The sequence below is a fragment of the Kitasatospora sp. NPDC004723 genome (assembly GCF_040609255.1).
In the GTDB taxonomy this organism is placed as follows: Bacteria; Actinomycetota; Actinomycetes; order Streptomycetales; family Streptomycetaceae; genus Kitasatospora.
In genome coordinates this window covers 96,133-109,534 of the sequence record NZ_JBEXJT010000027.1, presented here as the reverse complement: position 1 = coordinate 109,534, position 13,402 = coordinate 96,133, and the positions used below count along the sequence as shown (strand labels likewise).

Genomic DNA, 13,402 nt, shown 5'->3' with positions numbered 1-13,402 from the left:
GTTTGTGGGGGTTTTCTTTGTCGGGGGGGGGGTGGTTTCGCGGGGGGTGCGCGGCGCCCCCCGGGGGGGGGGGGGGCCCACGGCGCGGGGACACGCCCTACAGCGCGTCGTGGAAGGTCCGGCCGATGACGTCGAGCTGCTGCTCGCGGGTGAGCCGGACGAAGTTGACCGCGTAGCCGCTGACCCGGATGGTCAGCTGCGGGTACTTCTCCGGGTGCGCCATGGCGTCCAGCAGGGTGTCCCGGTTCAGGACGTTGACGTTCATGTGGAAGCCGCCGACCGCGGTGTAGCCGTCCAGCACGCCGACCAGGTTGTCGATCCGCTCCTCGGCCGTGCGGCCGAGCCCGTTCGGGGCGACGGTGTGGGTCAGCGAGATGCCGTCCTCGGCGTCCGCGTACGGGAGCTTGGCGACCGACAGGGCGCTGGCGACGTAGCCGTGGCGGTCGCGGCCGTTCATCGGGTTGGCGCCGGGGGAGAACGGCTCGCCGGCCCGGCGGCCGTCCGGGGTGTTGCCGGTCTTCCTGCCGTACACCACGTTCGAGGTGATGGTGAGCACGGACTGGGTGTGCTCGGCGCCCCGGTAGGTGGGGTGCTTGCGCACCTTGCGCATGAACTCCTCGACCAGGTGCACCGCGATCGAGTCCGCGCGGTCGTCGTTGTTGCCGTACGCCGGGTACTCGCCCTCGATCCGGTAGTCGGTGACCAGCCCGGTCGCGTCGCGCACCGGGGTGACCTTCGCGTACCTGATCGCGGACAGCGAGTCCGCCGCGACCGCGAGGCCGGCGATGCCGCAGGCCATGGTGCGTCGCACGTCCCGGTCGTGCAGCGCCATCTCCAGGCGCTCGTAGGCGTACTTGTCGTGCATGTAGTGGATGACGTTGAGCGCGTGGACGTACGTCCCGGCCAGCCACTCCATCTGCTCGTCGAAGCGCGCCAGCACCTCGTCGTAGTCGAGCACCTCCGAGGTGATCGCGCCGGTGTCGGGGCCGATCTGCTCGCCCGACTTCTCGTCCCGGCCGCCGTTGATCGCGTAGAGCAGCGTCTTGGCGAGGTTGACCCGGGCGCCGAAGAACTGCATCTGCTTGCCGACCGCCATCGCGGAGACGCAGCAGGCGATGGCGGTGTCGTCCCCGAAGCGCGGGCGCATCAGCTCGTCCGACTCGTACTGCACCGAGGAGGTGTCGATCGATACCCGGGCGCAGAACTCCTTGAAGCCGCAGGGCAGTTGTGGCGACCAGAAGACGGTCAGGTTCGGCTCGGGCGCCGGGCCGAGGTTGTACAGCGTCTGCAGGTAGCGGAAGGACGTCCGGGTGACCAGCGTGCGGCCGTCCTCGCCCATGCCGCCGATCGACTCGGTGACCCAGGTCGGGTCGCCGGAGAACAGTTCGTCGTACTCGGGGGTGCGCAGGAAGCGGACGATCCGCAGCTTGATGACGAAGTCGTCGATCAGCTCCTGCGCCGCCTCCTCGGTCAGCAGCCCGGCGCCGAGGTCGCGCTGCAGGTAGACGTCCAGGAAGGTGGAGGTGCGGCCGAGCGACATCGCCGCGCCGTTCTGCTCCTTCACCGCCGCCAGGTAGGCGAAGTACAGCCACTGCACCGCCTCCCGGGCAGTGGCGGCCGGGCCGGAGATGTCGTACCCGTAGGCCGAGGCCATCTCCTTGAGCTCGTGCAGCGCCCTGATCTGCTCGGCGAGTTCCTCGCGTCCGCGGATCACCTCCTCCACCCGCGCCGGGTCGGTGGGCGCGGCGTCCAGCTCGGCCTTCTCGGCGAGCTTCGCGGCGACCAGCCGGTCCACGCCGTAGAGCGCGACCCGGCGGTAGTCGCCGATGATCCGGCCGCGGCCGTAGGCGTCGGGCAGACCGGTGACGACGCCGGCCTTGCGGGCGGCCCGGATCTGCGGGGTGTAGGCGTCGAACACCCCGGCGTTGTGGGTCTTGCGGTACTCGGTGAAGACCTTCTCCAGCCCGGGGTCGACCGGGTAGCCGTAGGTCTTCAGCGCGCCCGCGACCATCCGCCAGCCGCCGTAGGGCATGATCGCGCGCTTGAGCGGGGCGTCGGTCTGCAGGCCGACGATCAGCTCGCGGTCCCGGTCGATCCAGCCGGGCCGGTGCGCGGTGATGGTGGAGGGGATGTCGTACGCGACGTCGTACACGCCCTTGGCGCGCTCCTCGGGGAAGCGCTCGGTGATCCGCCCCCAGACCGCCAGGGTCCGCTCGGTGGGGCCGGCCAGGAAGGCGGCGTCGCCCTCGTACGGGGTGTAGTTGCGCTGGACGAAGTCGCGCACGTCGACGCGGTCCTGCCAGGGGCCGTCCGCGAAGCCGTCCCAGGCTCCGGCCGGGGCGGGGACGGTCCGCGGCTGCGACTGGGTCCGGGTCTGGGTCTGCTGCGAGGTGGTCATCTCGGGGTGTCCCTTCTCAGGCTCTCGGCTGTCCGGCACTCGGTCTTCAGGCCCGGTCGCCGTAGTAGGCCTGGCGCATCATCCGCTGCAGGTCGGCGAGCAGCGGCATCCGGGGGTTGGCGGGGGCGCACTGGTCCTCGTACGCGTTCATCGCCTGCTGCGGCAGGGCCGCCAGGAAGGCCTCCTCGTCGACGCCCGCGTCCTTGAAGCAGCGCGGGATGCCGACCCGGTCGCGCAGCTCCTCCACCGCCGCCGCCAGCGACTCGACGCCCTGCTCCGGGGTCGCGGCCGGCAGGCCCAGCATCCGGGCGATGTCCTGGTAGCGCTCCGGGGCCTGGTAGCTCTGGTACTTGGGCCAGCCGGTCACCTTCGCCGGGGCCGAGCCGTTCCAGCGGATCACGTGCGGCAGCAGCAGCGCGTTGGTCCGCCCGTGGGCGACGTGGAAGGTGGCGCCCAGGGTGTGCGCCATGGCGTGCACGGCGCCCAGGAAGGCCGAGCCGAAGGCCATGCCGGCGATCGTCCCGGCGTTGTGCATCCGCTCCCGGGCCCGCGGGTCGTCCGCGCCGGCGGTGACCGCCCGCTCCAGGTTCTCGAAGATCAGCCGCACGCCCTGCAGGGCCAGGCCGTCGGTGAAGTCGTTGGCGTAGACCGAGACATAGGTCTCGATGCAGTGGGTGAGGGCGTCGAAGCCGGTGTCGGCGGTGACGTCGGCCGGCAGCCGGGTGGTGAGCGCCGGGTCGACGATCGCCACGGTCGGGGTCAGCGCGTAGTCGGCGAGCGGGTACTTCTGGCCGGTGGCGGTGTCGGTGATCACCGCGAACGGGGTGACCTCGCTGCCGGTGCCCGAGGTGGTCGGGATGCACACCAGCTTGGCCTTCTCGCCCAGGTCGGGGAAGGTGAAGGCGCGCTTGCGGATGTCGAAGAACTTCTCCTTGAGGTCCGCGAACTCCACCTCCGGGTGCTCGTACATCAGCCACATCACCTTGGCCGCGTCCATCGGCGAGCCGCCGCCGAGCGCGATGACGGTGTCCGGCTCGAACTCCCGCATCAGCTCCGCGCCGCGGCGCACCGTGTCGATGCTCGGGTTGGGTTCGACGTAGTCGACGACCCGGACCTCGACCGGCTCCCGGCGCCGGTCCAGCACGGCCCGGATCCGCTCCAGGTGGCCGATCGCCACCATGGTGTGGTCGGTGACCACCACGATCCGGCGCGCGTTCGGCATGCTCGCCAGGTACTTGACGGAGTTGCGCTCGAAGAAGATCTTCGGCGGGACCTTGAACCACTGCATGTTGGTGTTCCGCCGCCCGATCCGCTTGATGTTCACCAGGTTCAGGGCCGAGACGTTGCCCGCCACCGAGTTGTGCCCGTAGCTGCCGCAGCCCAGCGTCAGCGAGGGCGTGAACGCGTTGTAGACGTCGCCGATGCCGCCCTGCGAACTGGGCGCGTTCCAGATGATCCGGCAGGCCTTGACCGCGTGCCCGAACTCCTCGGTGAACGCCGCGTCCTCGGTGTGCACCGCGGCCGAGTGCCCGAGCCCGTCGAACTCCACCATGGCGGCGGCCAGTTCGACCCCCTCCCGGCGGGAGGCGGCGGTCAGCACGGCGAGCACCGGGCAGAGCTTCTCCCGGGTCAGCGGCTCGTCCGGGCCGACCCGCTCGCAGTCGGCCAGGATCACCGAGGTGTCGGCCGGCACCTCGAAGCCGGCCGCCGTCGCGATCTCGGCGGCGGTGCGGCCCACCACCTCGGCGTTCAGCTTGGCGCCCGCGCAGGACACCCCGTCACCGACGCCGAACAGGTACCGCTCCAGCAGCGCCTTCTCCTCGGCGCTCGCGTGGTGCGCCTTCAGCTTGCGGAACTCCGCCAGCGCGGCGTCGCGGATCTCCGCGTCCAGGATCACCGCCTGCTCGGAGGCGCAGATCATGCCGTTGTCGAAGGTCTTCGACAGCACGATGTCGTTCACCGCCCGCCGCAGGTCCGCGCTGCGCTCGACGTACGCCGGCACGTTGCCCGCGCCCACGCCCAGCGCGGGCTTGCCGCAGCTGTACGCGGCCCGCACCATGCCGTTGCCGCCGGTGGCGAGGATCGTCGCGACCCCCGGGTGGCGCATCAGCGCGTCGGTCGCCGCCATCGACGGCTCCTCGATCCACTGCACGCAGTGCGCCGGCGCCCCGGCCGCGACCGCCGCGTCGCGGACGATCCGGGCCGCCTCGGCGGAGCAGCGCTGCGCCGCCGGGTGGAAGGAGAAGACGATCGGGTTGCGGGTCTTCAGCGCGAGCAGCGCCTTGAAGATCGTGGTGGAGGTGGGGTTGGTGACCGGGGTGATGCCCGCGACCACGCCGACCGGTTCGGCGATCTCCACGATGCCGTCGATCTCGTCCCGGCGCACCACCCCGACGGTCTTGGTGCGGGCCATCACATGGGTGACGTTCTCGCAGGCGAAGACGTTCTTGACGGCCTTGTCCTCGAACAGGCCCCGGCCGGTCTCCTCCACCGCCAGGGCGGCGAGTCCGGTGTGCCGGGCCAGGGCGGCCAGCGAGGCCTTCTTGACGATGTGGTCGATCTGCTCCTGGGTGAAGGAGGCGTACTCCTCGAGGGCGGAAAGGGCGGCGGCGACCAGCCCGTCGACGCTGACGGGTGGGGCGGGGAGCTCGCTCGTGGGCGACGGCTTCACGTCGTGCTTCGGGCGGGTCGACATGCTGGACTGCCTTTCAGGTCATCGTCCGACATCGGCGCCGTGGGCGCCTTCGATTCCAGGTTCCCTGCGCGGGGTCCGGCGGACATCCGCCCAACGGGACCCCGTTCGGGGTCCGAAGGTCCCTGCGATGGCGGGTGGTTGGTCCCGCCGGGACAGCGGGACTCAGTCGTGCGGGACCACCGCGACCGGGGCGTGCGCGTGGTGCAGCACCGACTGGGCGACCGGACCGAGGTGAGGGCCGGTCAGCGGGTGCTTGGCCGTCCGCCGGCCGAGCACCACCAGGGAGGCGCCGCGGGAGGCCTCCACCAGCGCCCGGCCCGCGCTCCAGGGGCACACCTCGGCCGCCGTCCGGACCTGCGGGTACTTCTCGCGCCGGACGGCCAGCGCGTCCTCCAGCCGCAGCTGCTCGGCGGCGGCCATCGCCTCCCGGATCTCCGCCTGCTCGACCGGGGCCCGGGTCGTGTAGGTGTCGTGGGAGGTGGTCCGGCTCTCCACCGCCCGCAGGCCGACACCGTGGTCGGCGGCGTACCGGAAGGCGAACTCCAGGACGGCGTCGGCCGGCCGGTCGCTCTCCACGCCCACCACGACGTCCCCGGCCGCGTCGCCGTCCAGCCCGTCGTGCCCGTCCGCCTCGCTGCGGACCAGGACGACCGGGCACAGGGAGCGGCCGGCCGTCCGCAGCCCGACCGAGCCGATCAGCAGCCCGGTGAAGCCGCCGAGGCCGCGCGACCCCAGCACCAGCAGTTCGGCCCGCCCGCTCGCGGCGGCGAGGGTGAACGCCGGATGCCCGGGCTGCACCTCGCAGGTGACGTCCAGTTCGGGCAGCTCGGCGGCGACCCTGTCGCAGATGTCGGCCACCCGCCCGGGCAGCGCGGCCCCGCCGCCCAGGTCGCGTTCCAGGGCGTCGGCCTCGGTCCCCGCCACGTGGATCATCCGCAGCGGGAGCCCGAGCCGGCCGGCCTCCCGGGCGGCCCACCCGGCCGCGGCCGCGCTCGGCGCCGAACCGTCGATGCCCACCGTCACGTTGTGCGTCATGTCCGCGACCTCCCCGGTCCTCGGCGGTCCGCGCCACCGGTGTGCGCGGCCCCGTCCGGCCACCAGCGTCCCGCCCGCCGGGTGCCCGGCCCCAGGGCCCGAGCAGCCCCATCCGGCCGCCGAAGGTCCCGGGGCGGGTGCGCCCTTCGGGCCGTCCCACCCGTGGTCACGGGGGCGGGCGACCGACCCGCACGGGCCACCCGGGACCCTCGGGCTGTCCGCACCGGGACCGGTGGCGGCCACGAGGGGGTCCTCCGGCCCTGCCTCCCCGGCGCCCGCCCCCGGAGGATCGGTTCCGTGAACACGGCGACACGGTCGGTGTGTTCACGTCCCGGCTCCTTCAGGAAAGGACGTTCCGATGACCCAGCTCCAGAGCCCGCCCGCCGTCGAGATCACCGTGGCCACCCGTGGCGCCGTCTCGCTGGCCGCGCCCGACTACGCCCGGGCGAAGGTCGAGGCCGTGCTCCGCCGGATCCACGAGCCGGTCCTCGCGGTACGGGTGAAGCTGATCCAGGAGCCGCACCACTCGGTGGTCCGTCCGTCCGTCGCCCAGGCCGTCGTGGACCTGAACGGCCGGCCGGTCCGGGCCCAGGTCGCGGCCGCCACCATGCAGGAGGCCGTCGACCGGCTCCAGGACCGCCTGGGCACCAAGCTCGCCAAGGTGCGCCAGCGCCACCACACCGGCGCCTGGGTCGGCCGCGGCGGCGAGGAGCACAGCCCGCAGCACGTCGAACGGGCGGCCGAGGACCGGCGGATCGTCCGGCACAAGACCTACGGCCTGGCCCGGCAGAGCGCCTGGGCCGCCGTGCTCGACCTGGAGGCGATGGACTACGCCTTCCACCTGTTCACCGACGCCGGGAGCGGCGCCGACAGCGTGGTCTACCGCGACGCCCGCACCGGCACCCACCGGCTCGCCTCGGCCGGCGCGACCGCCGAGCCCGTCCCCGGACTGACGGTCAGCCCGGCCGCCGTACCGGAGCTGACGGCGGACGGGGCGGTGGAGCGGCTCGACCTGTCCGGCCTGCCGTTCGTCTTCTTCACCGACACGGCGACCGGGCGCGGGAACGTCCTCTACCACCGCTACGACGGCCACTACGGGCTGATCACCCCCGTCCGCGACTGAGCGGCCCCCGTCCCGCATCCGACGGCCCGGTCCCACGGACGCGTGGTACCGGGCCGCGGGCGCGTTGTGGGGCGGGTCGGGCCATAGCCGTTGCTTATGGCTCCCTTGGCCATGATCCTCTACCGCGCTCCGCGGCGGGCGGCCTACGGTGGGGGCTGCCCGGCGGCGACCCCGCCCACGCCGGGCGGCAGCCCCACCGTCGCACCCGAAGGCAGAACCACCCCGTGACCAGCACCGGCCCGGCCGCCCCCACCGGCATACCCACCCGCTCCGAGGCGCAGCGCCGCGTCCTCACCGTCCTGGTCACCAGCCAGATCCTCAGCGGCGCCGGCCTGGCCGCCGGCATCACCGTCGGCGCCCTGCTCGCCCAGGACATGCTCGGCTCCACCGACCTCGCCGGGCTGCCCAGCGCGCTGTTCACCGCCGGATCGGCCCTCGCCGCGGTCGCGGTCGGCCGCGTCTCCCAGGCCAGGGGCCGCCGCCCGGGCCTGGCCGCGGGCTACCTGACCGGCGCCGTCGGCAGCGCCGGTGTCATCGCCGCCGCCGCGCTCGACAGCCCCGTCCTGCTGTTCATCGCCCTGTTCGTCTACGGCGCCGGCACGGCCACCAACCTCCAGGCCCGCTACGCGGGCGCCGACCTGGCCGCGCCCGCCCACCGCGCCCGCGCCGTCTCCACCGTCCTGGTCGCCACCACGCTCGGCGGCGTCGTCGGCCCCAACCTCGCCGCCCCCACCGGAACCCTCGCCGGCCACCTCGGCCTCCCCGCCCTCGCCGGACCGTTCCTCCTCGCCGGCGCCGCCTACGCCCTGGCGGCCCTCGTCCTCGCCGGCTGGCTGCGCCCCGACCCGCTGCTGCTCGCCCGTGCGCTGCAGCGCGAGGAGCGCGCGCAAGCATCCGGGGTGGTCGCCGCTTCCGGGCCGGAGCAGGTGCGCCGTCCGGTGCTGCTGCTGGGCGCGCTGACGATGATCCTCACCCAGCTCGTCATGGTCGCGATCATGACGATGACGCCCGTCCACATGCACGACCACGGCCACGGGACCGGCGCCTCCGGCCTCGTCATCGCCGTCCACGTCGGCTCCATGTACCTGCCCTCCCCGCTGACCGGCCGGCTGGTCGACCGGCACGGCCCGACCGCCGTCGCCGCCGCCTCCGGCCTCACCCTGCTCACCGCCGGCCTCTTCGCCGCCGCGGCCCCCGCCGACTCCGTCGGCCTGCTGGCCCTCGCGCTCGCCCTGCTCGGCCTCGGCTGGAACCTCGGCCTGGTCTCCGGGACCGCGATGATCACCGACGCCGCACCGCTGGCCACCCGCGCCAGGACCCAGGGCACGGTGGACGTCGCCATCGCCGTCGCGGGCGCGACCGGCGGCCTGGCCTCCGGCCTCGTGGTCTCCACCGGCGGCTACGCCGTCCTCTCCCTGGCCGGCGGCCTGCTCGCGCTCGCCGTCCTCCCCGCCATCGCCGCCACCGCGAAGAGCAGGTGAGCCCAAGGGCCGTCGTCGAGGCTGTCGCAGGCCCGTGACAGAGTGACGCCATGCTGCCTCCTGCCGGGGCCGTCGACGCGGTGGTGTCGGCGCCCGATTCCTTCGACGTCCCCGTCTTCGTGCGCCGCAGTGCGCCGTTGGAGCCGGTCAAGCGCCCGAAGCCCGTCGTCGTGGCGCAGGTGAAGGAGCCGTGGCCGTCGCCGGGAGCCGTGCCGCCGGACGGCGCCTACCTGGTGACCACGACCTGGCGGGACCTGCTGGACGCGGCGACCACCGTCGGCCGGGACATCGCGCCGTGGCTGGTGGCGGTGCCCCGCCTGGCGCGCCGGGAGATCATGGCGCGGCGCCACCCGCTGGGGGCCTATCTGGCCCGGCAGAAGACGACGTCTCCGGCGCCCGGCGGCGCCGGTACGGAGATCGTGCCCAGCGTGGTCTACACGCACGGCACCGAGGGCTCCATGCGGTCGGCCTTCGGGTACCACGTGGGCATGACGATGGCGGAGTGGGCCTGCCGGAGCCTGATGGGCCTCGGCCCCACGACGCACGCGGAGAGCGCCGCCCCGCCCGGGGCCGCGCCGCAGTGGAGGACCACCAGGAGCCTGCCCGACCTGTTCGGCACGCACCCGTCGTCCGCGGAGCTGTGGCTGGTCGAGGCGAAGGGCGGCAGGTGGCTCCCCGACCGGAGCCGGCGGAAGGGCGCCCGCCAGCTGGACGTCGGCGCCCTGATGACGGCGCCCCACCGGAAGGTCCTCTGCGGCACCAGCCTGGAGAAGCGCCTCTTCATGATGATCGACGTCGAGGACGAGCCGTCCGTCCCTGACGGCCCGCCCACCGGTGGTGCGGCGGCGGACCTCGACGAGGACCTGGTGCAGGACGACGACGAGGCGCTCCTCGGCCTCGCCCAGGCGAGGATGCTGACCTACCTCGCCCTGGTGTCGATACCCCGGGACGGTCTGCGGGCGGTGGCGGTCGGCAGCCCGCAGCCCGGCCCCGCGCGTCGGCGGAGCGGACTGGTCACGCTGCTGGAGGGCGACGAGGGGACGGCGGCCCTGCGTCGGGAGCTGGGCGGCGGTGCCACGGTGGACGCGATCGGGCGGCGCCAGGGGGTGGACATGCTGGTGGGGCGGCTGCCCGGCACCGATCTGATGCTCGGCATGTCCCGCCGCCTCTTCGGGGCCTGCCGGGAGCTCGCCTGGGAGGACCGGCGGCTGGCCTCCGCCGTCGACGACGTACTGCCGACCGTTCGGCAGGCGGCCGGGTGGGGCACGGAGGCGCAGAGCGAGCGCCGGACCCGCGAACGGGCGGAGGCCCTCCAGGAGGGCCGGGACCGGGAGGGGGGAATCCGTCGCGGCGCGGTCCGCCGCGGGTTCTCCCGGGGCCGCGCGGAGTCCTGGGCGCAGCTCGCGGACGTGTCCCCCCGGGTGGTGGTGCCCGCGGCGGAGGGATTCCTGGAGGCGGCGACGCGCGACACCTATCTCGCCGTGGAGGAGCACGCGCTCGATCTGGACCTGGGCTGACGGCGCCTCGGCCGTCCCGGGCAATTTCGGTCGGGTCCTGCGGCCGGTCGCGCGCGGGCGGGCCGGGGATGTGGCAGGCAGGAGGGCGGCGGCCCCACCCCCGCGCTCGTCGCGGGGGCGGAGCGGCCGGCCGCTTCCCGAGCGACCTCCTGCGACCGAACGGAGCCCTGCCATGCGCCGACGCCGTGGCGTCCTGCTGACCGCCGCCCTCCTGGCCCAGCTCGCCGCCGGGCCGTCCCACGCGGTGAGCTCCGTGCCCGGCGTGGGGGAGCCGGACGAGCAGTGCGGGGTGGTGCGCAGCGGCGACACCCCGCTCGGGGGAGCCGAGGTGACGCTCTACCGGGCGGGGGAGGGGGAAGGTGCCGCGCCGACGGTACTGGCCCGGGCCCGGAGCGGGGAGGACGGGCGGTTCGACCTCGACTACCGCCGCCCGGACGACCCGCGCGCCGTGCTCTACGTGCTCGCCGACCTGCCGCGCGCCCGGGAGCGGGGCGCGGACCACGGGCAGGACGGCCCGGTGGTGCTCGCCGCCGCGCTGAGCGGCGCCGAGGCCCCGCCCGAACTCGTCGTCAACGAGCGCACCACCGTCGCCGTCGCCTACGCGCTGGCCCGCTTCACCGGCCCGGCCGGCATCGCCGGCACCGAGCCCGGGCTGGGGAACGCGGCCGGCGTCGCGCACAACCTGGCCGACACCGGGACCGGCGGGATCGCGGCGACGCTCGCCGACCCGCCCAACGGCGACCGGACCTCCACCCTGGCCGCGTTCAACACCCTCGCCAACCTGCTCGCCGCCTGCGTCACCGGCGGCGCCTGCGACCAGCTGTTCGACCTGGCCCGCCGCCCCGGCCGGGAACGGCCCCGCGACACCCTGCGGGCCGCCGTGGACATCGCCCACGACCCCGGCCACAACGCCGCCGCCCTCTACGACCTGGCCGCCACCACCCCGAGCTACCTCCCCGCGCTGTCCGCCGCCCCGGCGGCCTGGACCGTGGCGCTGCGCTACGCGGGCAACGGCCGGGAACTCGACGGCCCCGGCAACCTCGCCTTCGACCGGGAGGGCAACGCCTGGGTCAGCAACAACTACCGCTACGGCGCCGACCCCGCCGTCCCGGTCTGCGGCGGCCGCACGGTGCTCAAGTTCACCCCCACCGGCCGGGACGCACCCGGTGCGCCCTTCCACGGCGGCGGCCTCTACGGCGCCGGCTTCGGCATCACCGTCGACGCCCGGGGCAGCGCCTGGGTCGGCAACTTCGGCTTCCAGGGATCGGGCTGCCCGATCGATCCGGCCCCGCTGGAGCGCAGCGTCTCCCGGTTCGCCCCGGACGGCACCCCGCTGTCGCCGCCCGACGGCTGGCGGCGGGGCGGCATCGTCCAGCCCCAGGGCATGGCCGCCGACTGGGCCGGCACCGTCTGGGTCGCCAACTGCGGCGGCGACAGCGTGACCAGGATCCCGGACGGCGACGCCACGCGCGCCGAGGAGGTTCCCACCCCCGGGCTGCACAAGCCCTTCGGCGCCGCCACCGACCCCGCCGGACGGCTCTGGGTCACCGGCAACGGCAGCGACAGCGTCCAGGTGCTGGCCCCCGACGGCGCCCTGGAGCTGACCGTCACCGGCGGCGGTCTGCGCCGTCCGCTCGCCGTGGCCACCGACAGCCGGGGCAACGCCTGGGTCAGCAACAGCGGCATCCTGCCGGTCCCGTGCGGGGGCAGCACGGCGGACGAGCTGGCCGCCGCCGTGGGCGGCGACAGCGGCCCGCGCCTGGGTGCCTCGGTCACCCTGATCGGGGCCGACGGCACCCCGGCCCCGGAGCCCTTCAGCAACGGCGGGCTGTTCCTGCCGTGGGGCGTCGCCGTCGACGGGGAGGACACGGTCTGGGTGGCGAACTTCGGCGGCCACCGGGTCGCCCGGCTGTGCGGCACCGACCTCACCGCCTGCCCGCCCGGCTTCCGCACCGGCCAGCCGATCTCCCCGCCCGACACGGGCTACCCGAGCGACGGGCTGGAGCGGAACACCGGCCTGCAGATCGATCCCTCGGGCAACGTCTGGCTGGCCAACAACTGGCGCACCGTCCCCGTGCAGAGCAACCCCGGCGGCCATGAGCTCGTCGTCCTGGTGGGGGCCGCCGCCCCCGTCCCGGCCCCGAGGCTCGGCGGGCCCGGACGGTCGTGACCGGACGACCGTGACCGGGTGGGCACCGGTGGGGTGCCGGTCGGTGCCGGTCGGTGCCGGGGCAGGGCCGAACGGCCCACGCCCCGCGCCGTCCGGGCCCGGGCCGGGGATCCTGCCAGGGGGGAGTGCCGGACGGGAGAGCGGAACGAGGAGACCGTGAGCCGAGGAGCCGACCTGTGAACCGCACCCCCGACCTCGAAGCCGTCCGGCGGGCCGACCCCACCGACGTGGCCCGCCGGATCGTCGAGCGCCGCGACGAGCTGTGCATCGACGACCTGACCCTGGCCCACCAGGCGGCGATGTCGCCCGCCTACCTCCGGTACCTGCTGGCGGCGGGCCCGGCCTTCGACCCGGCCGGGTTCGTCCGGATCGCGGCCGCGCTCAGGATGACCTGGGCGGAGCTGCTGGAGGGCCGGTCGGACGCTCCGCCGGGGCAGTCGCAGCCGGTACCGGGGACGCCGCGGCCGCTGCTGCTGCACCTCTCCGAGCCGGAGTGCTGGTTCCTGGTGGGCACCCACGGGGTCGGCCGGGTGGGCCTTCCCGGCTCCCCGGCGCCGACCGTCTACCCGGTGAACTACGCCGTCGACGGCCGGACGATCGTCTACCACACCACGCCGCACGGTTCCGCGGCGGCGGAGGACGGTTCGCCGCTCTCCTTCCAGGTCGACCACATCGACGACCGGCTGAGCGAGGGCTGGAGCGTGCTGATGCTCGGGTCGGCGCACCACGTCGACGACCCCGAGGAGGAGCAGCGGCTGTCCCGGCTGCCCGGCGCGACGCCCTGGGCGGGCGGCGACCGCCCGCTCTGGGTGCGGATCACCCCGGACGAGGTGACCGGCCGCCGCCTCGGCGCCGGCTGACGCCCGACGCCCGACGCCCGAGCCCTCGTGCCGTCGGGAGCACCCGCTGAAGTGGTTCACCCCGGCGCGCTCCGCGACCATGGAAGGGCGGGGTTGCTTCGGCGTGCCGGCGCGGCCCACCCG

8 protein-coding genes are annotated in these 13,402 nt (G+C 74.7%); 5 read left to right on the top strand and 3 right to left on the bottom strand.

The features are described from left to right. Positions 1-97: 97 nt before the first annotated feature. The 3 genes from pflB to ABZW10_RS24295 form a co-directional block, all read right to left on the bottom strand. Positions 98-2,398, bottom strand: a complete 2,301-nt coding sequence (pflB, locus tag ABZW10_RS24305) for a formate C-acetyltransferase (protein WP_355369386.1) — start codon at positions 2,396-2,398, stop codon at positions 98-100. A 46-nt stretch (positions 2,399-2,444) separates the two neighbouring features. Beyond that, positions 2,445-5,093 carry a bifunctional acetaldehyde-CoA/alcohol dehydrogenase gene (gene adhE / locus ABZW10_RS24300; protein WP_355369384.1) on the bottom strand — a complete coding sequence of 883 codons (2,649 nt, stop codon included), beginning with the start codon at positions 5,091-5,093 and terminating at the stop codon, positions 2,445-2,447. Positions 5,094-5,255: 162 nt separating this feature from the next. Next, positions 5,256-6,128 (bottom strand): universal stress protein, encoded by an 873-nt coding sequence (locus ABZW10_RS24295; protein ID WP_355369382.1) that lies wholly within the window; start codon positions 6,126-6,128, stop codon positions 5,256-5,258. A gap of 358 nt (positions 6,129-6,486) precedes the next feature. On the opposite strand from ABZW10_RS24295, the gene ABZW10_RS24290 reads away from it, so the two are divergent. The 5 genes from ABZW10_RS24290 (at position 6,487) to ABZW10_RS24270 (ending at position 13,279) form a co-directional block, all read left to right on the top strand. Further along, complete coding sequence (locus tag ABZW10_RS24290) at positions 6,487-7,251, top strand: HPF/RaiA family ribosome-associated protein (protein ID WP_355369380.1); 765 nt, start codon at positions 6,487-6,489, stop codon at positions 7,249-7,251. 224 nt (positions 7,252-7,475) lie between these two features. Then, complete coding sequence (locus tag ABZW10_RS24285; protein ID WP_355369378.1) at positions 7,476-8,732, top strand: MFS transporter; 1,257 nt, start codon at positions 7,476-7,478, stop codon at positions 8,730-8,732. 50 nt (positions 8,733-8,782) lie between these two features. Beyond that, positions 8,783-10,249 (top strand): hypothetical protein, encoded by a 1,467-nt coding sequence (locus ABZW10_RS24280; RefSeq protein ID WP_355369376.1) that lies wholly within the window; start codon positions 8,783-8,785, stop codon positions 10,247-10,249. A 172-nt stretch (positions 10,250-10,421) separates the two neighbouring features. Beyond that, entirely contained in the window at positions 10,422-12,419 is a 1,998-nt protein-coding gene (locus ABZW10_RS24275) for a hypothetical protein (protein ID WP_355369374.1), read from the top strand. A 176-nt stretch (positions 12,420-12,595) separates the two neighbouring features. Further along, positions 12,596-13,279: a pyridoxamine 5'-phosphate oxidase family protein gene (locus ABZW10_RS24270; RefSeq protein ID WP_355369372.1), complete on the top strand. Its 684-nt coding sequence runs from the start codon at positions 12,596-12,598 to the stop codon at positions 13,277-13,279. Positions 13,280-13,402: the final 123 nt, after the last annotated feature.

Coding starts and splice junctions, on each gene's coding strand:
- ABZW10_RS24295 (WP_355369382.1), bottom strand. CDS start 6,128: ATGACGCACAACGTGACGGTGGGCATCGACGGTTCGGCGCCGAGCGCG.
- ABZW10_RS24275 (WP_355369374.1), top strand. CDS start 10,422: ATGCGCCGACGCCGTGGCGTCCTGCTGACCGCCGCCCTCCTGGCCCAG.
- ABZW10_RS24280 (WP_355369376.1), top strand. CDS start 8,783: ATGCTGCCTCCTGCCGGGGCCGTCGACGCGGTGGTGTCGGCGCCCGAT.
- ABZW10_RS24290 (WP_355369380.1), top strand. CDS start 6,487: ATGACCCAGCTCCAGAGCCCGCCCGCCGTCGAGATCACCGTGGCCACC.
- pflB (WP_355369386.1), bottom strand. CDS start 2,398: ATGACCACCTCGCAGCAGACCCAGACCCGGACCCAGTCGCAGCCGCGG.
- adhE (WP_355369384.1), bottom strand. CDS start 5,093: ATGTCGACCCGCCCGAAGCACGACGTGAAGCCGTCGCCCACGAGCGAG.